Origin of the sequence: Pseudomonas graminis (genome assembly GCF_013201545.1) — a bacterium.
Classification (GTDB): domain Bacteria; phylum Pseudomonadota; class Gammaproteobacteria; order Pseudomonadales; family Pseudomonadaceae; genus Aquipseudomonas.
In genome coordinates this window covers 5,126,900-5,151,997 of the sequence record NZ_CP053746.1, presented here as the reverse complement: position 1 = coordinate 5,151,997, position 25,098 = coordinate 5,126,900, and the positions used below count along the sequence as shown (strand labels likewise).

Sequence of the window (25,098 nt, the reverse complement as noted above, 5' to 3'; positions counted from 1 at the left end):
CGATTAAGCGCTTTCCGCCCGTGGTTTTCAAGAGGCTGTAACGCAGAAGTAACGCCTCTCGTCCCCTAATTACGGCACGCATGGCGGCAACCTCATGGGCATGGACGAAGATGAATGTCGCGTGCCGGCAAGGACCGCACACGTAAGTCCTCGCCGCTCAAGGCTTTTTGCCATCACCGGCTGCCATCACACCCCGTCCAATGCCTTCCAGGGATGGAGTTTGGCGAGATCTCAATCCAAAGACGTTGGTTTAAAAGATTTTCCTCCGACGGGCTTTTTTCGCAGCGCGCGCGGTCAACACATCACGCATCAATTCGAACACGCAAAAGGAAGGGATATGACAGCGCGCAGGGCATTACTGATTCTTCACGGCAAGCAGGCGCTCAATGAGGATGTCCGCGAGGCAGTGGAGCGCAAGCGCAAACACGGCTGGGAACTGGACGTTCGCGTGACCTGGGAAGCAGGGGATGCCCAGCGCCTGGTGCGCGAGGGTCTGGAGGCCGGTCATCGGCAGATCATCGCCGGCGGTGGCGACGGCACCCTGCGGGATGTCGCCGAGGCGTTGGCGCTGTCTGAAGTTGACGCCAGCCTGGTGATCATGCCCCTGGGGACGGCCAACGATTTTGCCCGTTCCGCAGGGGTGCCGCTGGAACCCGACCAGGCCCTTGACCTGCTGGACGTACCGGCGCGCGCCGTCGATATGGGGGCGGTGGGCGGCCAGATGTTCCTCAACATGGCGACCGGCGGGTTTGGCAGTCAGGTCACCGCCAATACTTCTGAAGACTTGAAGAAGATCCTCGGCGGTGCGGCGTATCTGTTCACCGGTCTCACACGCTTCAGCGAGTTGAAAGCCGCATACGGTGAATTCAACGGCCCGAATTTTCACTGGAAGGGCGAGATGCTGGCGCTGGGCATCGGCAACGGCCGTCAAGCTGGCGGGGGGCATCCGTTGTGCCCCGAAGCCCTGGCCGACGACGGTCTGCTGGACATCAGCATCTTGCCAGCGCCCCAGGAAGTGGTGAGCACCCTTAGGAGTCTGCTCGAAGGCGGGCTTGGTCTGGACAATATGTTCGTCCGCGCACGGTTGCCGTGGGTCGAACTCAAATCGGCGCAGGGGCTGACCATCAACCTCGACGGCGAACCTCTGAGCGGGGAGGCCACCCGTTTCGAAGCCCGAGCAGGGGCGCTGCGCGTGCACTTGCCATCGCATTCGCCGTTGCTGGGGCAGACGCGGCACATCGCCTGATCCCCCGCAAGCATTGCCCGGAGCTGAATGCGCTTCGCTCCGCTCGGCACATCAAGTCAGGGGCACGTCGCACTGCTCAGGGTTGACCTGCCAGCTCGGCGTGATGCCCCGGTTTTCTTTCCGGGCGCCGAGCCCGCACTGGCAAGCGAAGGCGTTCAGCAGGTCGCGCTCTTCGCTTTCGTCCAGCGTCAGCGAACCACTCCGCGGATCAATGAGTTCCAGTTGCCATGACATCAACACGAAGCAGCGTTTAAGAGCGGGCAGTGCCTTGGGCGGCAATTGTCGGGCGGCGGTGGCGGAGTCAAGAAGGTCATGCAGTTGCCGGGCGAACCCGCAAACAGTTGCAATGCCGTGGGTGTGGGCCTCACGGGCGAGGTGTTGCAATGTGGAGAGCAGGCATTCCATCGCGTCACGATCATCACTGATCAATTCCAGATGACTGAGGCATTCGTCGGCGCGGCACATCAGTGTCTGGCTGTTGCTGAGAAATGCTGCGTGCAACTGCTGCCATTCGTGGCCATTCAGCATGTGCAATCTCCACCTTCTCTCAATGAGATGTCGGGTCGCGTGGGGGCGAGTGGCCCAAAGTTAATGTTGAGCGCACTTGAAAGTCTGTAGGCCATTTCTGATTGTTGCGAATGGGGGGCAGAGGACGCTGATCGGCGGAACGGGTGAAACGTTCATCTGCGCCGTTATCCCGATTAAGGTCTGCCACGGCGCTGCCGATACAGGGTAGGCGGACTTACTTGAACCCTGCTCCAGGAGCAACAGATGGCTGGCATTCTCGACACAGTAGACCAACGTACACAGCTGGTAGGTGAGAACCGCCTGGAAATCCTTATGTTCCGCCTGGCTGGCCGACAGTTGTTCGCGATCAACGTATTCAAGGTTCAGGAAGTCCTGCAGCTGCCCAAGCTCACGCTGATGCCCCAGCGTCATCCGTTCGTCTGCGGCGTGGTCAACCTGCGCGGCCAGACCCTGCCGGTGATCGACCTGTCCCAGGCCATCGGCATGCGTCCGCTGGTGCCGGGGCCTTCGAGCACGATCATCGTCACCGAATACAACCGCTCGGTTCAGGCGTTCCTGGTGGGCGGCGTCGACCGCATCGTCAACATGAACTGGGAGGCGATCCTGCCGCCGCCGACCAGCGCCGGGCGGCAGCACTACCTGACCGCCATCAGCAAGGTCGATGACCAGTTGGTGGAGATCATCGACGTGGAGAAGGTCCTCGCCGAAATCGTGCCGTACAGCGCCAAGGTCTCCCGCGACAAGCTGGACGATCCGGTCCTCGCCCGGGCCATCGGCCGCGAAGTGCTGCTGGTGGACGATTCCAACGTGGCGCTTTCGCAGTTGCGCGACACCCTGGGTCAGCTCGGCGTGAAGATGCACGTCGCCCGTGACGGGCTGAAAGCCCTGAACATGCTCAAGGGCTGGGCAGACACCGGCGAGGTCATGACAGACAAACTGCTGATGGTCTTCACCGACGCCGAGATGCCGGAAATGGACGGCTACCGCCTTACCACGGAAATCCGTAACGACCCTCGTCTGCGCGGTCTTTACGTCGTGCTGCACACCTCGTTGTCCGGCAGCTTTAACGAGTCCATGGTCAAGAAGGTCGGGTGCGACAACTTCCTCTCCAAGTTCCAGCCGGACAAGCTGGTCGACGTGGTCCGCGAGCGGCTCATGCTCGATAACTGATCCGGTACTGTTTCAAGCCCCTTGCTGTATGGAGGGGCTTTTTTGCATCTGTATCGCTTGGTTTCCTGGCGTCTCGTATAGAGTGGTGGCTTTCCGCTCTGGCATAAGGACGCGTACATGTTTCGTCTCAGCGCACTGTATCGATACCCCCTCAAATCCTGCATGGGCGAGTCGTTGCAGCAGGCCCGTTTCGATGAGTTGGGCATGAGTGGCGATCGTCGCTGGATGCTGGTGGATGAAGCCAGCGGGCGCTTTTACAGCCAGCGTGCGCTGCCGCAGATGTCGCAGCTGTCGGTGCTGTGGAAGGGCGATGGCGTAACGCTGTCGGCCCCGGGTCTGGGCAGTCTGGATGTGCCGGTGCCGGTCGATGAAGAAGCCAATCTGCGCGGCATCACGATCTGGCGCGACACGTTTCGGGTGCCGGACGCGGGCGAGGAAGCGGCGCGGTGGGTCAGCGCCCTGGTGGGCAAGCCGACGCGGCTGGTGCATGTGCCGAAAGAGCGCGCTCGCTGGTTGCCTTCCGGCTATGGGGCGAGTGAAGACAGGGTCGGGTTTGCTGACGGTTTTCCGCTGTTGTTGATCGGGCAGTCGTCCCTGGATGACCTGTCGGGCAAGGTCGGGCGCCCTCTGGAGATGCTACGGTTTCGCCCCAACCTGGTGGTGACCGGCGCCGAAGCGTTTGCGGAGGATGGCTGGAAGCGGATTCGGATTGGCGGGGTTGAACTGCGGGTGTTGAAGCCCTGCTCGCGCTGCATTATGACGACAATCGACCCGGCAACCGGTGAGCGCAGCGCGGATCGCGAACCGATGACGACGCTCAAGACCTATCGCGAGCGGGAAGGGGATATCTGGTTCGGCCAGAATCTGGTGAGCGACGGGCCGGGGGTTGTCGAGGTGGGGATGGAGGTTGAAGTGCTGGAGTAGTCGAGTTCCTGCCATACGCCTACCCGCCTAAAGCCGGTCCTACGACCGCGCAGCCTCATAAATCATCAAAAAACCGTTCATGCCAGTCCACCAGCGGCTGCGGTGAATTGAGCTTCTGGCCGTAGATCACGGCATACGACAGCACGTTCTGCACATACTGGCGGGTTTCGTCGAACGGAATGCTCTCGACCCAGACGTCGAAGGCCAGGTGATTGGCGCCCCTCAGCCACTGCCGCACGCGTCCAGGACCTGCGTTATACGCGGCCGAAGCCAGCACCCGGTTGCCATTGAACTGAGCGTGGACCTGACTCAGATACGCCGCGCCGAGCTGGATGTTCTTGTCCGGATCGAGCACCTGCGCCGGTGAGGCCAGCGGGATGCTGAATTTGCGCGCGGTCTCTTTGGCGGTCGCAGGCATCAGTTGCATCAAGCCTGCAGCACCGACGCCGGAGCGGGCGTCGTCCATGAACGCGCTTTCCTGACGGGTGATCGCAAACACCCAGCTTGAGTGCAGCCCGCGAACCTGCGCTTCACGCACCAGCGTGTCGCGGTGGGCCATCGGGAAGCGGATGTCGAGGTCATCCCAGTACTGCGCCTGACTGATGGTGCGAATGGCCGGGAAGTACCAGTGCATGTCGTACGCCAGTTTGGCCTGGGCAACCATTTCGTCGCGGCTGAAGCGACGGGTGACGTGGTACCACTCGCGGCGACCGTCGACGATCTGACCGCGATCATAAAACTCCAGCGCGCGGCGCACGCCTGGCGTGTTGCGCACCTTGGTCATGAGCGCCTGACTCATCGCCAGCGGCTTGTTGTTGAGCATGTACGGCGTCTGGGTGCGGTCGGCGGCGAGGAAGCCGTAGAAATCACGCTCCTTCGCGACTGCCTTGTACAGCCCCGGCAGCAGCGGGCTGTTGGGCTGGGCCAGTTCCAGGGAACGGGCCTGCCAGTAACGCCAGCGATTCGTGGTCGCGAGGTCCTGGGGCAGGCGGCGGGTCAGCTCGTACGCGTCACTCCAGCGGCCCAGTCGCAGCAATAGGCGCAGGCGCCATTCGGTAACGGTGTTGTCGCGCAGGTCCGGGTCGTACTTGGTCATGACCTCAAGGGCACGGCCGTCGTAACTGCGGGCGAGGGTCAGGCCGATTTCCTTGGCGATCTGCACCTGTTCTTCATGGGAGAAATGCAGCACCGGCGCGTAACTGTCGAGCAGTTCCATGGCCCGCTGCGGGTCCTGCTTGGCCAGACGACGCAGGCCCAGCCCGACCACATCGGACATCGCCTCGTCGGCCGGCATGAACTGGCCCTGGTTGTTGACCATTTCGGGCTTCTGCGCCACGGCGATCAGCAAACGACCCTGGGGGGCGAGGGTGGTCATGCTGTTGACCAGTTGAGTGGCCAGCGCATAGTTGCGCCCTTGCGCGGCGAGCTTGGCACGCTGCCAGCGTTTCTGCTCGGTCAACTGACCTTCGACGGCCCACTGAGTGAAGAACGTATCGCAGGCCGCCGGCAGCGTTTTGCCGGTCATCCAGGTCTTCTCGGCGTTGGCATAGCCTTCCGAGCGCTGATTGTGGCTGAGCTGGTACGAGCCATACAAACAGTCGAGCTCGACGAAATTCAGCTTGGGGTCGTAATACTTGACGAAGGGCTGCCAGTCACCGCGCGAGGCGAGCAATCGTAGCCAGCGCAGCTTCATGTAGTTGGCTTGCGGCAGGTCGCCATGCTCGGCGAAGAACTTCTCGACTTCCTCGTCACTCGCGCTGTTCAGGCGTGCGGTGAGTTCGTCGTAGGCCAGGTAGGGTTCGAGGGGATAGTCCGCCAACGCGGCGGCATAGGTGCGATAAGGGCCACTGTCGCCCTTGGCCAAAGCCCGTTTGGCTTCATCGTAATACTGACGCTGGGTGGTGAGATCGACCGCTTGGACGGATTGGGCAGCGGTGGCCGACAGAAGCAGGCAGGACAAAAGGCTGAAGAAACGACTGCGCATGAGACTTCCGTGCAGATGCATCGTGAAAAGTGCGGCTAGCTTAGCCTGTTGCCCGCGCGGGTTGAAGCGCTGCCTTGCCCGTCGTGATAGATGGAAACATACCCCGGCCTACAATCGGCCGGCCACCGGGTCCGGACGACGTCCTGTCATCGATTAGCCGCCCCTCTGCCGGGTTATCTCAGGTAGAATGCGCGCCCGGTTTTTGGAGAAGCTCATGACCCTGCTCAAATTCAGCGATGTGTCCCTTGCGTTCGGCGCCATGCCGTTGTTGGACAAGGTGTCCTGGCAGATCGCCCGTGGTGAGCGGGTCTGCATCATTGGCCGCAACGGCACCGGCAAGTCCAGCATGTTGAAGCTCGTCAAGGGCATTCAGATGCCCGACGACGGCAATGTCTGGCGCGCGCCGGGCCTCAAGATCGGCGAGCTGCCCCAGGAGTTGCCGGTTGCTGACGGCCGTACTGTGTTCGACGTGGTTGCCGAAGGCCTGGATGGCGTGGGCGAACTGCTCGCTCAGTACCACCACCTCAGCCAGAACATCGTCACCGCCGAAGACCTCGACAAGCTGATGCACGTGCAGTCGGACCTCGAAGCCCGTGACGGCTGGCGCCTGCAGCAGTTGGTGGACAGCACCCTCAGCCGTCTGCAACTGCCGGCCGACAAGACTCTCGCCGAACTGTCCGGCGGCTGGCGTCGTCGCGTGTTGCTGGCCCAGGCGCTGGTCTCCGAGCCTGATCTGCTCATGCTCGACGAACCGACCAACCACCTGGACATCGGCGCGATCGCCTGGCTTGAAGAAGCATTGAAGGAATTCCAGGGCGCGGTGTTGTTCATCACCCACGACCGGTCCTTCCTGCAGAACCTCGCGACCCGCATTCTTGAGCTCGACCGTGGCGGCCTGATCGACTGGGACGGCGACTACGCCAGCTTCCTGGTGCACAAGGAAGCCATGCTCGCGGCGGAAGAAACCGCCAACGCGCTGTTCGACAAGCGTCTGGCCCAGGAAGAAGTGTGGATCCGTCAGGGCATCAAGGCCCGTCGTACCCGTAACGAAGGCCGCGTACGCGCCCTGAAGGCATTGCGCGTTGAGCGCAGCGACCGTCGCGAACGCACCGGCAAGGCCAACATCCAGCTCGACACCGCAGACAAATCCGGCAAGCAGGTGATGGTGCTCGACAACGTCAGCTTCGCTCACCCGGGCGGCCCGATGCTGATCAAGGACTTCTCCATGGTCCTGCAGCGCGAAGACCGCATCGGTCTGCTCGGCGCCAACGGTACCGGCAAGACGACGCTGCTCAAGCTGATGCTCGACAACCTCCAGCCCACCAGCGGCAAGGTGGAAGTCGGCACCCGTCTGGACGTCGCCTACTTCGACCAGTTGCGTCACCAGCTCGATCTGGAAAAGACCGTGATCGACAACGTGGCCGAAGGGCGCGACTTCATCGACATCGACGGCCAGAGCCGCCATGTCCTCAGCTACCTGGGCGATTTCCTGTTCAGCCCGCAGCGGGCGCGGACGCCAGTCAAGGCGTTGTCGGGCGGCGAGCGTGCGCGTCTGCTGCTTGCCAAACTGTTCAGCAAACCGGCCAACCTGCTGGTCCTCGACGAACCGACCAACGATCTGGACGTCGAGACCCTCGAGCTCCTTGAAGAAGTGCTGCTGACCTTCAAGGGCACCGTGCTGATGGTCAGCCACGACCGGGCATTTCTCGATAACGTCGTCACCAGTACCCTGGTGTTCGAAGGCGAGGGCAAGGTCCGCGAATTCGTCGGTGGCTATCAGGACTGGATTCGTCAGGGCGGCTCGCCGCGTCTGCTGGGCGTCACCGACAGCAAGTCCGGCAAGTCCGAGCTGGCCACTGCCGTGGTTCAGGCGGCACCCGTCGCGGCGGCCGAAATGCCCGTCGCCAAAAAGAAGCTCAGCTATAAGCTGCAACGCGAGCTGGAAGCGCTGCCTGCGCAGATCGACGCTGTTGAAGCGCAAATGGCTGCGCTCAGTGCCGAGATGGCCGAGGCCGGTTTCTATCAGCGCCCTGCGGAGCAAACGACAGCTGTCATGGCGCAGCTGGAAAGCCTGCAAGGCGAACTGGATGCTCTGCTTGAGCGTTGGGCCGAGCTGGACGAGTGATCGGCCACCTGCGGCACTAAAAAAGCCCGGCCCCTTTTCAGGGGCCGGGCTTTTGTTTGCGGGCCTGGATCAGTCGACGCGCTTGACCAGTCGTACGGCCAGCACGTCGCAGGGTGCGCCGTGCAGAACGTCGTTGGCGGTGGAACCGAGCAGCAGGGACAGGCCATGACGGCCGTGGCTGCCGACAACGATCAGGTCGACGTGATGCTCCTTCGCCAGGTTGTGGATTTCCTGACGCGGCTGGCCGTAGGTCAGATGGCTGTCGCCGGTTTTTACGTCAGGGTATTTGCGTTTCAGCGCTTCCAGCTTTTCCTTGGCCTGATCGAACTGCTGTTGTTGCAGCTGCGACAGGTCCATCGGGACATCGCCACCGAACGCCATGGCCATGGGTTCGACGATGTGCACCAGCGACAGCTTGGAGCCGCCGGCCAATGCCAGCGCCATGGCTTTTTTGATCACCGGATCGCACTCTTCAGTGAGGTCCACGGCTACCAGAATATGTACATAGGACATGGGGTTTTCCTTCTGAGGTTTGCGATGGTTTTGATTATGGCTCTTTTCACGCGCCTCTGGCACGCCGATGTGGTCCGCCCGCCGCTTGCTGCCGCGGGGGGCGTACAAATATGACGGTGTGGATCATCCTGTCAATCATTGCGGTGGTTTTAAGTCCGCTGGTCTGGCTGCGCCCGTCGCGCTCGCAGAGCGGCAGGATGGCCATGCGCATGCAGGCGCGACGTATGGGGCTGGCCATGCAGCTGATCCCCCAGGAGTGGCCGCACTGGCTGCCCACCGAGCCGCCGAGTCCGTGCCCGCAGTATCACCGGCCGCGTACTGCGCGGGAGCCTGATGTCTGGGTGTATTGGCAAAGGGAGCCGGGCGTGTGGGTCAACCAGTGGCGTGAGCCGTGTGAAGATCCGCGCCTTCTGGAGCAGTTCACGACGCTGCCGGCGGACGTCTACAAGGTGGAAGCGGGCAAGCAGCTGATTGCCCTGTACTGGGCCGAGCGTGGCGAGCCCGACGTATTGCAGCACATTGCAGCGGTGCTGAAGGCCTTGGCGTAACCCGCCCCGATGCCCGAATGACGGGCATTAAAAAGCCCGATAACAACATCGGGCCGGGGTTGGCCAGGCAGGCCGTAATTCAGGTGCGGTGCGGTAATGCCGCTCGCCGGGTCACATACCACTCGCTGGCGACCGGTTAAATGACCCGTCTTGATGCGCAGTGCGCTGAATGTAGACCTTAATGGTGCATTTGTCTGCTGCGCCGATGTTTATTTCATTCTTCATGTTGACGCCGTTTCCTGCCGCCTTCGTCGACTACCGACAGTTTGCTGCTCCTGTGATCATTGGTTTGAATGGCCCTGTATCAGGCGCGCCTTTTACCTGTGATTTGCCGGTTTTGCCCGCTGTCTGCTCAATTGACAATTGCCGGAATATGGCAGAAGGTAGCCGCACCCAAATCAAACGGGCGTATGAATTGAGCGTTTGCCGCAGGAACGCTCTGACAGACGCTCGAATCGCGTCGCCGGGGTGACTGGCGTCTGGTGTTACGCCTCGACGGCAACGTCGTGCACAGCGCCGGATCTCAGCGTCTGACGCGTAATGTTCAGCTTCCATATCGTGGAGATCAGTTGATGATTTACGAAGGTAAAGCCATCACGGTTAAGGCTCTTGAAAGTGGCATCGTCGAATTGCAGTTCGACCTCAAGGGTGAGTCCGTCAACAAGTTCAACCGTCTCACCCTCAACGACCTCAGTCAGGCCATCGAAGCCATCAAGGCCGACAGCTCGATCAAGGGCGTCATTGTCACCAGCGCCAAGGACGTGTTCATCGTCGGCGCCGACATCACCGAATTCGTCGATAACTTCAAGCTGCCGGACGCTGAACTCGTCGCCGGCAACCTCGAAGCCAACAAGATTTTCAGCGCCTTCGAAGACCTCAACGTACCGACCCTCGCCGCCATTAATGGCATCGCGCTGGGCGGCGGTCTGGAAATGTGCCTGGCCGCTGACTTTCGCGTCATGTCCGCCACCGCCAAGGTCGGCCTGCCGGAAGTCAAACTCGGCATCTACCCGGGCTTCGGCGGCACCGTCCGTCTGCCACGCCTGATCGGTGTCGATAACGCCGTTGAGTGGATCGCGTCCGGCAAAGACAACAGCGCTGAAGACGCACTGAAAGTGGGCGCCGTCGATGCAGTGGTCGCTCCGGGCAAGCTGCAGGAAGCCGCACTGGACCTGATCAAACGCGCCATCTCCGGCGAGTTCGATTTCAAGGCCAAGCGTCAGCCGAAGCTGGACAAGCTCAAGCTCAATGCCATCGAGCAGATGATGGCCTTCGAAACCGCCAAGGGTTTCGTGGCCGGCCAGGCCGGTCCGAACTACCCGGCGCCGGTCGAAGCCATCAAGACCATTCAGAAAGCCGCCAATTTCGGTCGCGACAAAGCGCTGGAAGTGGAAGCCGCCGGTTTCGTGAAGATGGCCAAGACCTCGGCCGCCGCGAGCCTGATCGGCCTGTTCCTGAACGATCAGGAGCTGAAAAAGAAAGCCAAGGTCTACGACGAAGTCGCCAAGGACGTGAAGCAGGCCGCTGTATTGGGCGCTGGCATCATGGGCGGCGGCATCGCCTATCAGTCGGCTGTCAAAGGCACGCCGATCCTGATGAAAGACATCCGCGAAGAAGCCATCGCGCTGGGCCTGGGCGAAGCATCGAAGCTGCTGGGCAAGCGCGTCGAAAAAGGCCGTCTGACATCCGCGAAGATGGCAGAAGCGCTTAACGCGATTCGTCCTACGCTGTCCTACGGCGATTTCGGCACCGTCGACCTCGTTGTCGAAGCCGTGGTCGAGAACCCGAAGGTCAAGCAAGCCGTGCTGGCCGAAGTGGAAGGGCAGGTGGGTGAAAACACCATTCTCGCTTCGAACACCTCAACGATTTCCATCAGCTTGCTGGCCAAGGCCCTCAAGCGTCCGGAGAACTTCGTCGGCATGCACTTCTTCAATCCGGTGCACATGATGCCGCTGGTTGAAGTCATCCGTGGCGAGAAGTCCAGCGAAGTCGCCGTGGCGACCACCGTGGCCTACGCCAAGAAGATGGGCAAGAACCCGATCGTGGTCAACGACTGCCCGGGCTTCCTGGTCAACCGCATCCTGTTCCCGTACTTCGGCGGTTTCGCCAAGCTGGTCAGCGCCGGTGTCGACTTCGTGCGCATCGACAAGGTCATGGAAAAATTCGGCTGGCCAATGGGCCCGGCGTACCTGATGGACGTGGTCGGCATCGACACCGGCCACCACGGTCGCGACGTCATGGCTGAAGGCTTCCCGGACCGCATGAAGGACGATCGCCGCACTGCCGTCGACGCCTTGTACGACGCCAATCGCCTCGGCCAGAAGAACGGCAAGGGCTTCTACGTTTACGAGACGGACAAGCAGGGCAAGCCGAAGAAGGTGGTCGACGCTTCCGTGCTGGAAGTGCTCAAGCCGGTGATTTACGAGCAGCGTGAAGTCAGCGACGAAGACATCATCAACTGGATGATGATCCCGCTCTGCCTCGAGACCGTTCGTTGCCTGGAAGACGGCATCGTCGACACGGCTGCCGAGGCCGACATGGGCCTGATCTACGGCATCGGCTTCCCTCCGTTCCGCGGTGGCGCGCTGCGCTACATCGACTCGATCGGTGTCGCTGAATTCGTGGCCCTGGCTGACCAATACGCTGATCTGGGCGCTCTGTACCACCCCACTGCGAAGCTGCGTGAAATGGCCAAGACCGGCCAACGCTTCTTCGGCTAAGTGCCCAACGAACAGGTGAAGATATGAGCTTGAATCCGAGAGACGTCGTGATTGTCGACTTCGGTCGCACACCGATGGGCCGCTCCAAGGGTGGCATGCACCGCAATACCCGCGCCGAAGACATGTCGGCGCACCTGATCAGCAAATTGCTGGAACGCAACGACAAGGTCGACCCGGCGGAAGTCGAGGACGTGATCTGGGGCTGCGTCAACCAGACCCTGGAGCAGGGCTGGAACATCGCGCGCATGGCGTCGCTGATGACCCAGATTCCGCACACCTCTGCGGCGCAGACGGTCAGCCGCCTGTGTGGCTCGTCGATGAGTGCATTGCACACTGCAGCGCAGGCGATCATGAGCAACAACGGTGACGTCTTCGTCATCGGCGGTGTCGAGCACATGGGTCACGTCGGCATGATGCACGGGGTCGACCCGAACCCGCACATGTCGCTGTACGCAGCGAAAGCCTCCGGCATGATGGGCCTGACCGCCGAAATGCTGGGCAAGATGCACGGCATCACCCGTGAGGCCCAGGATGCGTTCGGTGTACGCTCCCACAGGCTCGCTCAGAAGGCCACGCTGGAAGGGAAGTTCAAGGACGAAATCATCCCGATGCAGGGCTACGACGAGAACGGTTTCCTGAAAATGTTCGACTTCGACGAGACCATTCGTCCGGAGACGACGCTGGAAAGCCTGGCTGCCCTCAAGCCTGCGTTCAACCCGAAAGGCGGTACGGTCACGGCCGGCACCTCGTCGCAGATCACCGACGGTGCGTCGTGCATGATCGTCATGTCCGGCCAGCGCGCCATGGACCTCGGCATCCAGCCCCTGGCGGTGATCCGCTCCATGGCTGTGGCCGGTGTAGACCCTGCAATCATGGGTTACGGACCGGTTCCGGCGACCCAGAAAGCGCTCAAGCGCGCAGGGCTGAGCATCGCCGATATCGACTACTTCGAGCTCAACGAAGCTTTCGCTGCACAGGCCCTGCCGGTGCTGAAAGATTTGAAAGTGCTCGACAAGATGGACGAGAAGGTTAACCTGCACGGCGGCGCCATTGCCTTGGGTCACCCGTTCGGTTGCTCGGGGGCGCGGATTTCCGGCACCTTGCTCAACGTGATGAAGCAGAATGGCGGCACCCTGGGTGTTGCCACCATGTGCATCGGTCTGGGTCAGGGCATCACCACCGTATTCGAACGCGTCTAAACGGTGTCAGTGTGCGAGCCGGGGCCTGGTGCCCCGGCTTTTGTTTTTTCCGGAAATGTATTTTCGCCACTTTTTTTTCTGTCACACCCGAGGTCCCCCAGATGCCGCTACAACCTGGTCTCTACCGTCACTACAAAGGGCCCGAATACCGTGTTATCGGTGTCGCGCGGCATTCGGAGACCGAAGAAGAAGTGGTGTGCTACCAAGCGCTGTACGGCGAATTCGGCCTGTGGGTACGCCCTTTGAGCATGTTTCTGCAGTCAGTTGAGGTTGACGGCGAGCAAGTGCCGCGCTTTGCTTTGGTTCAGGCCGAACCGGATCTTTTTCCACGGCCCTGAGGCGGCACGTTGCAGCAGCCATTGCTTGACCTCACCTTTCAGCCACTATATATAGCGGGGCCTCGACGGCTCTGACGTCTTTTTTCTCGCATTAGGAATTTTCCGATCCATGGGCAAATCGCTGGTCATTGTGGAATCCCCGGCTAAGGCCAAGACCATCAACAAGTACCTGGGCAACCAGTACGTGGTGAAGTCGAGTATCGGCCATATCCGAGACCTGCCCACCAGCGGTTCGGCTAGCGCCTCCAAAGAGCCTGCTGCCAAGCGCGGCAAGGCCGTGGCCGAAGCGCCCGTGCTGTCGCCCAAGGAAAAGGCCAAGCGTCAGCTCGTGGCGCGCATGGGTGTCGATCCGGAGCACGGCTGGAAAGCCAAGTACGAAATCCTTCCCGGCAAAGAGAAGGTGATCGACGAGTTGCGCCGCCTGGCCAAAGACGCCGACACCATCTATCTCGCGACGGACTTGGACCGCGAAGGGGAAGCCATTGCCTGGCACCTGCGCGAAGCCATTGGTGGCGACGATGCGCGCTACAAGCGCGTGGTCTTCAACGAGATCACCAAGAAAGCCATCCAGGAAGCCTTCTCCAAACCGGGCGAGCTCGACATCGACCGCGTGAATGCCCAGCAGGCACGCCGTTTCCTCGACCGCGTCGTCGGCTACATGGTGTCGCCGCTGCTGTGGCAGAAGATCGCCCGCGGTCTGTCGGCCGGCCGTGTGCAGTCCGTGGCCGTGAAGCTGGTGGTGGAGCGCGAGCGTGAAATCCGTGCGTTCAACCCGGAAGAGTACTGGGAGATCCACGCGGACCTCGGCACCGCTAAGGGCGCCAACGTTCGCTTCGAAGTTGCCCGCGAAAAAGGCGAAGCCTTCAAGCCGCTGAACGAAGCGACCGCCATGGCGGCGCTGGAGAAGCTCAAGGCCTCGGCCTACAGCATCAGCAAGCGTGAAGACAAACCGACCAGCAGCAAGCCGTCGGCACCCTTCATCACGTCCACGCTGCAACAGGCCGCGAGCAATCGCCTGGGCTACGGCGTGAAGAAAACCATGATGATGGCCCAGCGTCTGTACGAAGCCGGTTACATCACCTACATGCGTACGGACTCGACCAACCTGTCGGCCGACGCAGTGGCCATGGCCCGCACCTACATCGAAACCGAGTTCGGCAAGAAGTACCTGCCGGAATCGCCGATCGTCTACAGCAGCAAGGAAGGGGCACAAGAGGCTCACGAAGCGATTCGTCCCTCCGACGTCAACACGCATCCGAGCAAGCTGACCGGCATGGAGCGAGACGCCGAGCGTCTGTACGAACTGATCTGGCGCCAGTTCGTGGCCTGCCAGATGCCGCCTGCGCAATACTTGTCGACCACTGTCAGCGTCGCGGCTGGCGATTTCGAGCTGCGCGCCAAGGGCCGCATCCTCAAGTTCGACGGCTACACCCGCGTGCTGCCGCAAATGAGCAAACCGGGCGATGACGACGTCCTGCCGGACATGGCTCAAGGCGACAAGCTAAAGCTGATCAAGCTTGATCCAAGTCAGCATTTCACCAAGCCGCCCGCGCGTTATTCGGAAGCGAGCCTGGTCAAGGAAATGGAAAAACGCGGCATCGGTCGTCCATCGACCTATGCGGCGATCATTTCGACGATTCAGGACCGTGGTTACGTGGCCCTGCACAACCGTCGTTTCTATTCGGAAAAGATGGGCGATATCGTCACGGAGCGTTTGTCCGAAAGCTTCTCGAACCTGATGGACTACGGCTTCACCGCCGGCATGGAAGAGAACCTCGATGACGTGGCCCACGGGCAGCGCGACTGGAAGAACGTCCTCGACGAGTTCTACGGTGACTTCAAGAAGAAACTCGAAGTGGCCGAAGCACCCGACAGCGGCATGCGCGCCAACCAGCCGGTGATGACTGACATACCCTGCAAGGTCTGCGGTCGCCCGATGCAGATTCGCACGGCGTCCACCGGCGTATTCCTTGGCTGCTCGGGCTACAGCCTGCCGCCGAAAGAGCGCTGCAAGGCCACCGTCAACCTCACGCCGGGCGACGAAATCGCCGACGACGATGAGGGCGAGTCTGAATCCCGCGTACTGCGTGGCAAGCACCGTTGCCCGATCTGCAGCACCGCGATGGACGCCTACCTGCTGGATGAGAAACATAAGCTGCATATCTGCGGCAACAACCCGGATTGCTCGGGTTACGAGATCGAAGAGGGCACGTACCGCATCAAGGGCTATGAAGGCCCGAGCGTGGAGTGCGACAAGTGCGGCGGCGAGATGCAGCTCAAGACCGGCCGTTTCGGCAAATTCTTCGGCTGCACCAACTGCAAAAACACCCGTAAATTGCTGAAGAGCGGTGAAGCGGCACCGCCGAAGATGGACCCGGTGAAAATGCCGGAGCTCAAATGCGAGAAGGTAGACGACACCTACATCCTGCGTGATGGTGCTTCGGGGCTGTTCCTGGCAGCCAGCCAGTTCCCGAAAAACCGCGAGACCCGTGCGCCCCTGGTCATGGAGATCGCGCCGCACAAGGACGAGATCGATCCGAAGTATCACTTCCTCTGTGAAGCGCCGAAGAAGGACCCCGACGGTCGTCCAGCGGTGATCCGCTACAGCCGCAAGTCCAAGGAGCAGTACGTGCAGACCGAAGTGGACGGCAAGCCCACCGGCTGGCGTGCGTTCTACGACGGCGGCAAGTGGAAGGTCGAGGACAAGCGTTGATCGTTTGATCTCGATCCGACTGGTCAGCCTCGACGCTTTGCGTTAAAAGAATCCCTCGGCGTGCATGTGCGCTCCGAGGGATTTTTTTGTCTGCGGCTAACCGCTGCGGGCAGGCTGGCGATTCACTCATCTCTACAGAGGCCACCGTTATGGCTCACGAACTCTATACCCGCACCAACCAAAAGCTCTTCTTCGCAGGCCTGGCACTGGAAGCGATGGCCAAGGCCAGGGACAGCCGCGCGATGAACGCCCAGGGGCTTGAGCAGGCGGAGCGTGAGTCGGCGATCTTTCATCTCTACGGCGCATTGCTCGGGCTGTGCCACGAGATTGCCGGATTCTACCGCCTGCCACAGGCCAGCACGCCCCGTGCAGAGGATCTGCTGTCGCCAAAAGTATTGGAAGCCATCGCCATTCCGGAAATGGCGGAACTGGTGGAACTGGCCCAACACCGCGAGACCTGGCTGGCGCAGCTGCTGGCTTCGTACCATAAGTTGTATTTGCCTCCGAGCGCGCCGCGCAAACCCAAGGGTGACGTCACCCAGCCATTGATCATCGCAGTGGGGGCGGACGAAGAGCCTGAGCAGGCATTGACGCGCGAAGAGATGGAAGCCTGGCGCCAGCAGCTCAAAGGCCTGGCAATCCGGTTCAGGGAAGGGCTGAGCGAGTGCTGATGCAGAGTGATCGATGGGCTAGGGACTGAGTCCTCTGGCTGTTACAATGCCGGCCTTTCGTGGAGAACTGCACTGATGCCAACTTCGTTTCTGGAAATTGTTGAACTGCCTGACGGCCGCATCGAATTGCGCCGCGCCGAAGACGAAGGCTCACTCGTCACGCTTAACTTCTCCGAAGACGCCAAGGCGTTCCTGCAGGGTCAGCACGTCGAAGTCGCCAAGGCGATGCTCAGCGTCGGTGTGCAGATGGCAGGCCGTCTGGCCGAAGGTGAATTGACCAAGGATGAAGAAGGGCCGCGCGTGCTGCATTGATTCTCGGGATCTGCAGCTCGCCCACATGCCGTCCCGCTTCTCGATTCGCAAGAAGCGCCTGTACGCTCTACATACCCTGAATAGTTTTGCCGACGTGCTCAGCCCAGACGAATGTTGAGGCTCTGCGCATCGCCGATGCGTGCTGCGCTTGCTAGTTGCTGGCGCGCACTGCCTGACAGGGAATTGATCCAGCTGACCACCGTGTGGCTCCGGCCCAGTCGCAAGACCTCACGGGTGAGTTCCAGGGCGCTCTGAGTCCCGCGCGGGTGCATCAGAATAATACCTTCCCGATTCAGACCCGCGTCACGCAGCCATGCCTGGGTCACGCTGGCGGGGGGAGCTATCAGCGTCAGCCAACGATCGTTGGTGTCCTGGCTCAACTCGCGCAGGATCGGCGCCAGCAGGTTGAGGCAGTTCCCGGCAGCGCCGCGCAATGACAATTCACTAAAGGCTTCTGGTTCGTTGCTCCAGGGCGACTCTGCAATCTCTGCCAGCGTCGGGACCTGCAACAGCGGAACGTCGAGCATGGGCACGCCGGGCGCCATGAATGCTTCGAACAGTGGCAGTTGTGCATGTTGTTGCGGTGTCTGTGGGAACTGCATCTACGTTCTCCTTATCGACGAATCACGCCGACGCTCAAGCCTTCAATGACAAGATCCTGATCTTTGAGATTCACTTCGATCGGTGCGAAGTCGGCGTTCTCGGCCAGCAACCAGACCTTGTTACCCTCACGCTTGAAGCGTTTAACCGTCACTTCGTCACCGATACGCGCCACAACGATCTGGCCGTTGCGTGCTTCGCGGGTGGTGTGAACGGCCAGCAGGTCGCCGTCGAGAATCCCGACGTCCTTCATGCTCATTCCGTGTACCCGCAGCAGGTAATCTGCACTCGGATGAAAGAAGGCCGGGTTGATGGCGAGGGATTCTTCGATGTGCTGCTGGGCCAGGATCGGCGCGCCGGCTGCAACGCGGCCGATGATTGGCAGACCGCTGTCATCGGGTTTGGCTTCGAAGCCCGGAATACGAATGCCGCGGGAGGCACCCGGGGTCATTTCGATGGCGCCTTTGCGGGCAAGTGCTTTCAAGTGTTCTTCGGCGGCGTTGGGCGACTTGAACCCCAACTCCTGAGCGATTTCAGCGCGGGTGGGCGGGTAGCCGTTGTCTTCGAGGCAGCGCTTGATGAAGTCCAGAATCTCGGCTTGGCGTGACGTCAGTTTGATCATGTGCATCGCTCTGGCTTTTTATACAGTGACTGGGATTATATACAGTGCTTGGGTCTTGGCAATGGGCCTTTTCGCCACGCCTGCATTGCGCCTCATCCATGGATGGCTACAGGCCCCGGTTTATATGGTTAAATGCCCGTGACTGCCGGGACACAAAGCAGGTGCTCAGGGTTGACAGTGCCGTGTATGAAACGTATGTTTCAAACACTTGTTTGTCAGGCGTTGAACCATGGCTCAGTCGGAAACAGTTGAACGAATCCTCGATGCAGCGGAGCAGCTGTTTGCCGAGAAGGGTTTTGCCGAAACCTCGTTGCGGCTGATCACCAGCAAGGCGTCAGTCAATCTGGCCGCGGTGAATTACCACTTCGGCTCAAAGAAGGCCCTCATTCAGGCGGTATTCTCGCGCTTCCTCGGGCCGTTCTGCGTCAGTCTCGATCGCGAGCTGGAGCGCCGCCAGGCCAAGCCTGAAAACAAACCCACCCTCGAAGAGCTGCTCGAGATTCTCGTCGAGCAGGCGTTAGTCGTTCAGCCGCGCAGCGGCAATGATCTGTCCATCTTCATGCGCCTGCTTGGCCTTGCATTCAGCCAGAGCCAGGGCCACTTGCGGCGTTATCTCGAAGACATGTACGGCAAGGTGTTCCGTCGTTACATGCTGCTGGTCAACGAAGCGGCGCCGCGCATTCCTCCCATCGAGTTGTTCTGGCGGGTCCATTTCATGTTGGGCGCTGCCGCGTTCAGCATGTCCGGTATCAAGGCCCTGCGCGCCATCGCCGAGACCGATTTCGGTGTCAACACGTCCATCGAGCAGGTCATGCGCCTGATGGTGCCATTCCTGGCGGCCGGCATGCGCGCCGAAACGGGTGTCACCGATAACGCCATGCTCACCGCGCAACTCAGGCCCCGGACCAAAACCTCCACACCGTTGCCTGCCAAGGTCTGAAGCGCGTCACCGGCTGGCGGTGGCGTAATTTGCATCACATCCTTCGATCCCTCACCATGCCGGCTTGAGCATTGGTTGTTGAAGGATCTTCCTATGAGTTCTGGCCTGCAAGGCTCCCTGATGGTGGACGTCGCCGGTACCTGGCTGACCTCCGAAGACCGTCAGTTTCTGCGTCAGCCCGAAGTGGGCGGCCTGATCATTTTCGCGCGCAATATAGAGAGCCCACGGCAAGTGCGTGAGCTCTGTGCATCCATTCGCGCCATTCGTCCCGAGTTGTTATTGGCTGTCGACCAGGAGGGCGGCCGCGTGCAGCGCCTGCGCCAGGGTTTTGTCCGGTTGCCGCCGATGCGCGCCATTGCCAGCCATCCCAATGCCGAAAGCCTCGCCGAACATTGTGGCTGGCTGATGGCTACCGAAGTCCTGGCAGTAGGGCTGGACCTTAGCTTTGCGCCGGTGCTGGATCTGGATTATCAGCGCAGTGCGGTCGTTGGCACCCGATCCTTTGAAGGCGAGCCCGAGCGCGCGGCATTATTGGCCGGCGCCTTCATCCGCGGAATGAATGCGGCGGGCATGGCCGCTACGGGCAAGCATTTCCCGGGGCATGGTTGGGCCGAAGCGGACTCCCATGTGGCTATCCCCAACGACGAGCGCAGTCTGGAAACGATCCGCGCCAACGACCTGGTGCCCTTTCAGCGCCTGAGCAAACACTTGGCAGCGGTCATGCCTGCCCACGTGATCTATCCCCAGGTCGATCCGCAGCCGGCGGGTTTCTCCCGCCGCTGGCTGCAGGACATCTTGCGCGGCGAGCTGGGATTCGATGGGGTGATCTTCAGCGATGACCTGTCGATGGCTGGCGCCCATGTGGTGGGTGATGCCGCGAGCCGCATCGAGGCGGCGCTTACCGCCGGTTGTGACATGGGCCTGGTGTGCAACGACCGCGCTGCGGCTGAGCTGGCGTTGAGTGCCGCGCAGCGCCTGAAGGTCTCGCCTCCTGCGGCGCGACTTCACAGAATGCGCGGGCAGGGCATAGCGTCCACCGAATACCGGCAGCACCCGCGCTGGCTGGCGGCACTGACTGCCTTGCGCGCTGCTCAACTGCTCGAATAAGGATTCCCATGACTGTTTACGCGATTATCGGCGGCACTGGCCTGACCCAGCTCGACGGGCTGACGATCCGTCAATCCCTGGCGGTGAATACGCCTTACGGCGCGCCGTCCGGCGATATCCATTTGGGCGAGTACGCCGGCCGCGAGGTGATGTTTCTGGCCCGTCACGGTCACCCGCATCGCTTTCCGCCACACAAGGTCAACTACCGCGCCAACATCTGGGCGCTGAAGCAGGCCGGGGCCGAAGCGATTCTGGCGGTCAACGCCGTAGGCGGAATCCACCCTGACATGGGCACCGGCCATTTCTGCGTGCCCCATGATCTCGTGGATTACACCAGCGGTCGCGATCACACGTTCTTTGCCGATGACCTGGAGCACGTGACCCACATCGATTTCAGCTTCCCCTACAGCGCGCCGTTACGGGCCCGGCTGATTGCGGCGCTGGCTGCCGAGGGCTGCGCCCACAGCGATTTCGGCGTGTACGCCTGCACCCAGGGCCCGCGTCTGGAAACCGTGGCGGAGATCGCGCGACTGGAGCGTGACGGCTGCGACATCGTCGGCATGACCGGCATGCCGGAAGCGGCCCTGGCCCGTGAGCTTGACCTGGAATATGCCTGTCTGGCGCTGGTGGTCAATCCGGCTGCCGGCAAGTCGGCGGCAGTGATCACCATGGCCGAAATCGAGCAGGCTTTGCACGACGGAATCGGCAAGGTCAAGGCAACACTGGCAAGGGTGCTCAGCGCCGCTTGATGCAGGAAAATGTCGGTCTGGCGGGGCCTTTCTAGAACGCTGGCTAGGCCGGGGAGAGCAGCAAAGTCAACGCCATTTCGTTGAAAAAGTTGTCCACGGAAAGCGTGAATATGTCTGTGGATAAGTTTCTGTAAGCCAGTAGTTGCAAGGCTTTAGCTGCAATGGTCGTTTAATGATCAGGTTTGCCAACGGCACCGATGCAGCAGGTTAATCGTCAGAATTCTCTTCGAATCGGGCCGGAACGGTGGGAGGTAAAGCGAGGGGGAAGATCAGGCGGCGGGTGCCCGGCAGCGCATCAGGAATGACGCGCTGCCAAAGCAAGTTTCCGTAGGGAAAAGTCAAATATCACATCAGGACAAGGAAGCCTGATCGGCTGATCAGGATTCAGCCCACTCGACATCGGTCAAGCCCAGTTGCTCGGCTTTTGGCTTGGTAACCTTCGGAACGCGATCCGAGCGGTATTTTGGAATCTGACCAAACCCGGCATCCACAGACGCCCAATGCCAGGCAGATGCGTTGTCCATGGCTTCAGCGCTGATGTAGAAGCTTTTGTAGCTGCCGTGCAGCAGATAATCGATTCTGAAATGCTTGTACTGTGCCACGCTTGCAAACCTCCCTATCAGTCACTCTCTTTGTAACTGAGTCGTCACCGCCGGGAAAATTCACTCGAAATTCTCGTTCTAAGCCAAATGGTTAGCTTTAGTACAGAACGATGAGCGAACCGTCGATCACCCTCACAAATGAGTGGCAAGCCCCGGTTTTGAGCGGTTCCAGCGACGCCATGGCGGCATGAAGCACAGAGCGATGCGGCAGTGACGACCCTTCACATCGTCCTGCCGCCCCTTTTCACACTCAAATGGTTACTTGTTCAGGAATTTGAACACAGTGGTCTGGGTGTAGGCCTTACCTGGTTCCAGGCGAGTCGAAGGGAAGGCCGGCTGGTTCGGCGAGTCGGGGTAGTGCTGGGTTTCCAGCGTGAACGCGCCCCAGTGCGGATAGATCTTGCCGCCCTTGCCTTTCACAGTGCCGTCGAGGAAGTTGCCCGTGTACAGCTGAACACCGGGCTCGGTGGTAAAGAGCTGCAAACGACGACCCGACTTCGGATCGACCACGTCCGCTGCCAGATTCGACAGCTTGCCTTTGGTATCGAGCACCCAGTTGTGGTCGTAGCCTCCCTGGGTCGCTTCAGCGAACTTGAGCTGCTCGTTGTCTTCACGGATGCGCTTGCCGAAGGCGACAGGTTTGAGGAAGTCAAACGGTGTGCCGGCCACTGGCGGCAGCTCACCGGTCGGGATCAGCGTCTCGTTGACCGGCGTGTAATGCGCAGCATGCACCACCGCCACCTGATCCAGGATGTCGCCGTTACCCGCGCCCGCCAGGTTGAAGTAGCTGTGGTTGGTGAGGTTGAGAACGGTCGGTTTGTCCGTTGTCGCGTGGTACTGGATGCGCAACTCGTTCTTGTCATTCAGGCTATAGGTGACTTCGGTTTTCAGCGTACCGGGGAAACCCATCTCGCCGTCGATCGAGACGTACGTCAGCTTGACCCCGACCGAGCCTTTGCCCTTGACCTCTTCAGCCTTCCAGATCTGCTTGTCGAAGCCTTTCGGCCCGCCATGCAGGGAGTTGGTCTTGTCGTTCAGCGGCACCTGATAGCTTTTGCCATCCAGGGAAAACTTGCCGCCCGCGAGGCGATTGCCGAAGCGGCCAATGGTGGCGCCGAAAAACGCGGTGCCTTTGACGTAGCCATCCACGTCGTCGAAGCCTAGAACCACGTCTTCAGCCTTGCCGTGCTTGTCCGGCACCAACAGCGATTGCAACGTGCCGCCGTAAGTAATGACGGTGGCCTGCATGCCCTTGCTGTTGCGCAAGGTGTATTTCTCGACCGGCGTGCCATCGGCGAGTTTACCGAAAGCACCGTGTTCAGTGGACAGCCCGGCGGCTTGCACGTGCAGGGCGGCGGCCATCAGTGACAGCCCCAGGGCAGGGATAAGCGTCTTTCTCATTGCGTCGGTCCTTTTGTTTTTATGGGCATGTTGTCATGGGGTATTTGAGGCATACCGCCCGAAGGCGGCACCTTTGTTGCTCGAAGCGGGTGCGGCGAAGCAGTAGGTCAATCACTCAGGATTCTACAATTGGTCATACTATTTAAGTTGGCTGGTCCTGATAATTCGATTTATAGATCAAAACCACTCGCTTTAAAAATAAATTGTAATACTATTTGGCGAAAGGCAGTGTCTGTCCTGACGCGGGAAGGTCTAGCCCAGAATCGCTCGCCTGTACAGGCGATTGACGCCTAATCGTATGATCATTAGCCTCGATTTGCGGAACACACCGCAAACAGGGGCGGATCAATGAGCAGCAGTTTTCACGCGTCGACGGTAGACGGCCTGGGGGCCTGGATTGCTCAAGGCAACGTGATGCCGGGGCAGTCGCTGAAGGTTGAAGCGGCATTGGGTGAAGAGTTCGGGGTCAGCCGGACGGTGATTCGTGAGGCCATCAAGACCTTGGTGGCCAAGGGGTTGCTGGAAGTCGGGCCTAAGGTGGGCACGCGGGTATTGCCGGTGCGCGCCTGGAATCTGTTTGACCCGCAGGTTGTGGGCTGGCTGGCGGCAAAAGGTCTGCCGACAAGTTTTGTGCTGGACCTGCTGGATTTACGACGCGCCATTGAACCGATGGCCGTGCGATGGGCGTGTGAAAGGGCGACACCGGAGCAGATTGCCGGGATTCAGGCAGCCTATGCGCAGCTTGCGGCCAGCGTCGCCGACTTCGGCGATTACAACGCTGCGGATCAACGCTTCCATGAAGCGGTGCTGGCGGCGAGTCACAACCAGTTTATCGAGCAGATGCTGCCGGCACTGGGCGCTCTGCTGGCGATTTCGTTTGAAGTGTCATCGGCGGTGCCCGGCGAGCTGGGCAGAACCTTGCCGTTGCACAAGGATCTGGCGGACGCCATTGCGAATCGGGATTCGGCGCGGGGTGTGTGGGCCTGCATGAGTCTGATAGAAAACGCTGGTGAAGTGATCGCGCGTTCACGGGAACAACCGCCGTCACGCTATTCCTGAGCAGGCACGTTTGACGTTTCAGAGGTGAGCTTTTTGAGTGGCTCACAGACCTACAATAATAAGCAGGAAATCTTCCATGAAATGGCTGCCGGTCTGTGACCAGCGTTTCAAATTGGCCGAAGGGCCGTTCTGGGACCATGCCCATCAGGCGTTGTACTGGGTCGATATCGCCGGCTTCCGCGCGCTGCGCCTTCACGCCGGCAAGCTGTCCCACTGGCAGTTCACCGAGCCGGTCTCCGCCTTCATTCCTACCATGACAGGCGATGCACTGGTCACCCTCGCCAGCGGGGTCCACCGTCTCGACCTCGATTCCCCGTCCCATCAGCCTGTTATTTCTCTGCTATGCGCCGCCGACCCTGTGGCCGGCAATCGTGCCAACGAAGCCCGTTGCGACCGGCATGGCCGGCTGTGGCTGGGGACCATGCAGAACAACCTGGACGAGGAGGGCGGTGACCTGCCGATCGAGCGTCGCTCCGGCGGACTTTACCGCGTCGACGGCGATGCCTCGGTCGCGCCGTTGCTGAACGGGCAGGGCATCGTTAACACACTGGTCTGGCCGGAGAACGATGCAGCGGTACTCACCGCAGACACTCTGGATGGCGTGATCTATCGCTACCCGATCAACCAGGATCATTCCCTCGGCGAGCGGGAGGTCTGGGCCCATGAGCATTCGCGCGGTGCCCCCGATGGCTCGGCGATGGACGAAGATGGTTTTGTCTGGAACGCCCGCTGGGGTGGTGGCTGCCTGATCCGTTTTGCCCCCGATGGCAGCGTTGATCGGGTCGTCGAGTTGCCGGTCAGTCACCCGACCAGTTGCGTGTTCGGCGGGCCGGACATGACCACGTTATTCGTCACCAGCGCGCGGCCTGCAGATGGCGCGCTGGAGCTGGATGGGTCTGTGATTCAGATGAAAATTGGCATCAAGGGCATGGCCTCGCATCGCTTTGCGGGGTGAGCCAAACCCTGTGCGGTAGAGGTGTGACACTCGGTTACATAGGCTTCATTGATAATATGATATGACTGTTTT

23 protein-coding genes are annotated in these 25,098 nt (G+C 60.7%); 16 read left to right on the top strand and 7 right to left on the bottom strand.

Annotated features, from left to right (window positions below; genetic code table 11):
• Positions 1-337: 337 nt before the first annotated feature.
• Complete coding sequence (gene yegS, locus FX982_RS22885; RefSeq protein WP_172612712.1) at positions 338-1,246, top strand: lipid kinase YegS; 909 nt, start codon at positions 338-340, stop codon at positions 1,244-1,246.
• A 51-nt stretch (positions 1,247-1,297) separates the two neighbouring features.
• Here the strand turns inward: yegS and FX982_RS22880 are convergent, their stop codons facing one another.
• A complete protein-coding gene (locus tag FX982_RS22880) occupies positions 1,298-1,774 on the bottom strand; it encodes a hypothetical protein (RefSeq protein ID WP_172612711.1) in 477 nt (158 codons plus the stop codon).
• A 243-nt stretch (positions 1,775-2,017) separates the two neighbouring features.
• On the opposite strand from FX982_RS22880, the gene FX982_RS22875 reads away from it, so the two are divergent.
• A complete protein-coding gene (locus FX982_RS22875) occupies positions 2,018-2,944 on the top strand; it encodes a chemotaxis protein CheV (protein WP_122534492.1) in 927 nt (308 codons plus the stop codon).
• 117 nt (positions 2,945-3,061) lie between these two features.
• Positions 3,062-3,868: an MOSC domain-containing protein gene (locus tag FX982_RS22870; RefSeq protein ID WP_172612710.1), complete on the top strand. Its 807-nt coding sequence runs from the start codon at positions 3,062-3,064 to the stop codon at positions 3,866-3,868.
• A gap of 55 nt (positions 3,869-3,923) precedes the next feature.
• Here the strand turns inward: FX982_RS22870 and FX982_RS22865 are convergent, their stop codons facing one another.
• On the bottom strand, positions 3,924-5,852 hold the full coding sequence (locus FX982_RS22865; RefSeq protein ID WP_172612709.1) for a transglycosylase SLT domain-containing protein: 1,929 nt from the start codon (positions 5,850-5,852) through the stop codon (positions 3,924-3,926).
• A gap of 214 nt (positions 5,853-6,066) precedes the next feature.
• Between FX982_RS22865 and FX982_RS22860 the strand changes: the two genes are divergently transcribed.
• Positions 6,067-7,977, top strand: a complete 1,911-nt coding sequence (locus tag FX982_RS22860; protein ID WP_172612708.1) for an ATP-binding cassette domain-containing protein — start codon at positions 6,067-6,069, stop codon at positions 7,975-7,977.
• A gap of 69 nt (positions 7,978-8,046) precedes the next feature.
• On the opposite strand, the gene FX982_RS22855 is transcribed toward FX982_RS22860, so the two are convergent.
• On the bottom strand, positions 8,047-8,490 hold the full coding sequence (locus tag FX982_RS22855; protein ID WP_172612707.1) for a universal stress protein: 444 nt from the start codon (positions 8,488-8,490) through the stop codon (positions 8,047-8,049).
• A 110-nt stretch (positions 8,491-8,600) separates the two neighbouring features.
• Here FX982_RS22855 and FX982_RS22850 point away from each other — a divergent pair, with 110 nt between their 5' ends.
• The 7 genes from FX982_RS22850 (at position 8,601) to FX982_RS22820 (ending at position 16,991) form a co-directional block, all read left to right on the top strand.
• Positions 8,601-9,038, top strand: coding sequence for a hypothetical protein (locus FX982_RS22850; RefSeq protein WP_122625380.1), 438 nt, complete (start codon positions 8,601-8,603; stop codon positions 9,036-9,038).
• 572 nt (positions 9,039-9,610) lie between these two features.
• A complete protein-coding gene (fadB, locus tag FX982_RS22845) occupies positions 9,611-11,758 on the top strand; it encodes a fatty acid oxidation complex subunit alpha FadB (RefSeq protein ID WP_172612706.1) in 2,148 nt (715 codons plus the stop codon).
• Between the two features lie 23 nt (positions 11,759-11,781).
• The gene (gene fadA, locus FX982_RS22840; RefSeq protein ID WP_172612705.1) at positions 11,782-12,957 is read left to right on the top strand and encodes an acetyl-CoA C-acyltransferase FadA; all 1,176 of its coding nucleotides are present in this window, start codon (positions 11,782-11,784) and stop codon (positions 12,955-12,957) included.
• Positions 12,958-13,058: 101 nt separating this feature from the next.
• Positions 13,059-13,295 carry a DUF1653 domain-containing protein gene (locus tag FX982_RS22835; RefSeq protein WP_122534789.1) on the top strand — a complete coding sequence of 79 codons (237 nt, stop codon included), beginning with the start codon at positions 13,059-13,061 and terminating at the stop codon, positions 13,293-13,295.
• A 109-nt stretch (positions 13,296-13,404) separates the two neighbouring features.
• Complete coding sequence (gene topA / locus FX982_RS22830; protein WP_122625378.1) at positions 13,405-16,008, top strand: type I DNA topoisomerase; 2,604 nt, start codon at positions 13,405-13,407, stop codon at positions 16,006-16,008.
• A gap of 149 nt (positions 16,009-16,157) precedes the next feature.
• Entirely contained in the window at positions 16,158-16,679 is a 522-nt protein-coding gene (locus FX982_RS22825) for a DUF6586 family protein (RefSeq protein WP_172612704.1), read from the top strand.
• Positions 16,680-16,754: 75 nt separating this feature from the next.
• The gene (locus tag FX982_RS22820) at positions 16,755-16,991 is read left to right on the top strand and encodes a hypothetical protein (protein ID WP_037011193.1); all 237 of its coding nucleotides are present in this window, start codon (positions 16,755-16,757) and stop codon (positions 16,989-16,991) included.
• 98 nt (positions 16,992-17,089) lie between these two features.
• Here the strand turns inward: FX982_RS22820 and sulA are convergent, their stop codons facing one another.
• Complete coding sequence (gene sulA, locus FX982_RS22815; RefSeq protein WP_172612703.1) at positions 17,090-17,593, bottom strand: SOS-induced cell division inhibitor SulA; 504 nt, start codon at positions 17,591-17,593, stop codon at positions 17,090-17,092.
• A gap of 11 nt (positions 17,594-17,604) precedes the next feature.
• Positions 17,605-18,213 carry a transcriptional repressor LexA gene (lexA, locus tag FX982_RS22810; RefSeq protein ID WP_065988571.1) on the bottom strand — a complete coding sequence of 203 codons (609 nt, stop codon included), beginning with the start codon at positions 18,211-18,213 and terminating at the stop codon, positions 17,605-17,607.
• Positions 18,214-18,442: 229 nt separating this feature from the next.
• Here lexA and FX982_RS22805 point away from each other — a divergent pair, with 229 nt between their 5' ends.
• The 3 genes from FX982_RS22805 to FX982_RS22795 all read left to right on the top strand — a co-directional run bounded on the left by FX982_RS22805 (position 18,443) and on the right by FX982_RS22795 (position 21,009).
• On the top strand, positions 18,443-19,153 hold the full coding sequence (locus FX982_RS22805) for a TetR/AcrR family transcriptional regulator (protein WP_172612702.1): 711 nt from the start codon (positions 18,443-18,445) through the stop codon (positions 19,151-19,153).
• Positions 19,154-19,258: 105 nt separating this feature from the next.
• Positions 19,259-20,260: a beta-N-acetylhexosaminidase gene (gene nagZ / locus FX982_RS22800; RefSeq protein ID WP_172613153.1), complete on the top strand. Its 1,002-nt coding sequence runs from the start codon at positions 19,259-19,261 to the stop codon at positions 20,258-20,260.
• A gap of 8 nt (positions 20,261-20,268) precedes the next feature.
• Positions 20,269-21,009: an S-methyl-5'-thioinosine phosphorylase gene (locus FX982_RS22795; RefSeq protein ID WP_172612701.1), complete on the top strand. Its 741-nt coding sequence runs from the start codon at positions 20,269-20,271 to the stop codon at positions 21,007-21,009.
• Between the two features lie 377 nt (positions 21,010-21,386).
• Here FX982_RS22795 and FX982_RS22790 read toward each other — a convergent pair whose 3' ends face one another.
• Positions 21,387-21,611, bottom strand: coding sequence for a DUF6555 family protein (locus tag FX982_RS22790; protein ID WP_037011182.1), 225 nt, complete (start codon positions 21,609-21,611; stop codon positions 21,387-21,389).
• Between the two features lie 258 nt (positions 21,612-21,869).
• Complete coding sequence (locus tag FX982_RS22785) at positions 21,870-23,012, bottom strand: aldose epimerase family protein (protein WP_172612700.1); 1,143 nt, start codon at positions 23,010-23,012, stop codon at positions 21,870-21,872.
• Positions 23,013-23,360: 348 nt separating this feature from the next.
• Here FX982_RS22785 and FX982_RS22780 point away from each other — a divergent pair, with 348 nt between their 5' ends.
• Positions 23,361-24,071, top strand: coding sequence for a FadR/GntR family transcriptional regulator (locus tag FX982_RS22780; protein ID WP_172612699.1), 711 nt, complete (start codon positions 23,361-23,363; stop codon positions 24,069-24,071).
• A 76-nt stretch (positions 24,072-24,147) separates the two neighbouring features.
• On the top strand, positions 24,148-25,026 hold the full coding sequence (locus FX982_RS22775; protein WP_172612698.1) for an SMP-30/gluconolactonase/LRE family protein: 879 nt from the start codon (positions 24,148-24,150) through the stop codon (positions 25,024-25,026).
• Positions 25,027-25,098: the final 72 nt, after the last annotated feature.

Coding starts and splice junctions, on each gene's coding strand:
- FX982_RS22785 (WP_172612700.1), bottom strand. CDS start 23,012: ATGAGAAAGACGCTTATCCCTGCCCTGGGGCTGTCACTGATGGCCGCC.
- FX982_RS22795 (WP_172612701.1), top strand. CDS start 20,269: ATGACTGTTTACGCGATTATCGGCGGCACTGGCCTGACCCAGCTCGAC.
- FX982_RS22835 (WP_122534789.1), top strand. CDS start 13,059: ATGCCGCTACAACCTGGTCTCTACCGTCACTACAAAGGGCCCGAATAC.
- FX982_RS22865 (WP_172612709.1), bottom strand. CDS start 5,852: ATGCGCAGTCGTTTCTTCAGCCTTTTGTCCTGCCTGCTTCTGTCGGCC.
- FX982_RS22780 (WP_172612699.1), top strand. CDS start 23,361: ATGAGCAGCAGTTTTCACGCGTCGACGGTAGACGGCCTGGGGGCCTGG.
- FX982_RS22870 (WP_172612710.1), top strand. CDS start 3,062: ATGTTTCGTCTCAGCGCACTGTATCGATACCCCCTCAAATCCTGCATG.
- FX982_RS22805 (WP_172612702.1), top strand. CDS start 18,443: ATGGCTCAGTCGGAAACAGTTGAACGAATCCTCGATGCAGCGGAGCAG.
- sulA (WP_172612703.1), bottom strand. CDS start 17,593: ATGCAGTTCCCACAGACACCGCAACAACATGCACAACTGCCACTGTTC.
- FX982_RS22775 (WP_172612698.1), top strand. CDS start 24,148: ATGAAATGGCTGCCGGTCTGTGACCAGCGTTTCAAATTGGCCGAAGGG.
- FX982_RS22875 (WP_122534492.1), top strand. CDS start 2,018: ATGGCTGGCATTCTCGACACAGTAGACCAACGTACACAGCTGGTAGGT.
- FX982_RS22850 (WP_122625380.1), top strand. CDS start 8,601: ATGACGGTGTGGATCATCCTGTCAATCATTGCGGTGGTTTTAAGTCCG.
- yegS (WP_172612712.1), top strand. CDS start 338: ATGACAGCGCGCAGGGCATTACTGATTCTTCACGGCAAGCAGGCGCTC.
- FX982_RS22880 (WP_172612711.1), bottom strand. CDS start 1,774: ATGCTGAATGGCCACGAATGGCAGCAGTTGCACGCAGCATTTCTCAGC.
- FX982_RS22855 (WP_172612707.1), bottom strand. CDS start 8,490: ATGTCCTATGTACATATTCTGGTAGCCGTGGACCTCACTGAAGAGTGC.
- FX982_RS22860 (WP_172612708.1), top strand. CDS start 6,067: ATGACCCTGCTCAAATTCAGCGATGTGTCCCTTGCGTTCGGCGCCATG.
- lexA (WP_065988571.1), bottom strand. CDS start 18,213: ATGATCAAACTGACGTCACGCCAAGCCGAGATTCTGGACTTCATCAAG.
- FX982_RS22825 (WP_172612704.1), top strand. CDS start 16,158: ATGGCTCACGAACTCTATACCCGCACCAACCAAAAGCTCTTCTTCGCA.
- fadB (WP_172612706.1), top strand. CDS start 9,611: ATGATTTACGAAGGTAAAGCCATCACGGTTAAGGCTCTTGAAAGTGGC.
- FX982_RS22820 (WP_037011193.1), top strand. CDS start 16,755: ATGCCAACTTCGTTTCTGGAAATTGTTGAACTGCCTGACGGCCGCATC.
- topA (WP_122625378.1), top strand. CDS start 13,405: ATGGGCAAATCGCTGGTCATTGTGGAATCCCCGGCTAAGGCCAAGACC.
- fadA (WP_172612705.1), top strand. CDS start 11,782: ATGAGCTTGAATCCGAGAGACGTCGTGATTGTCGACTTCGGTCGCACA.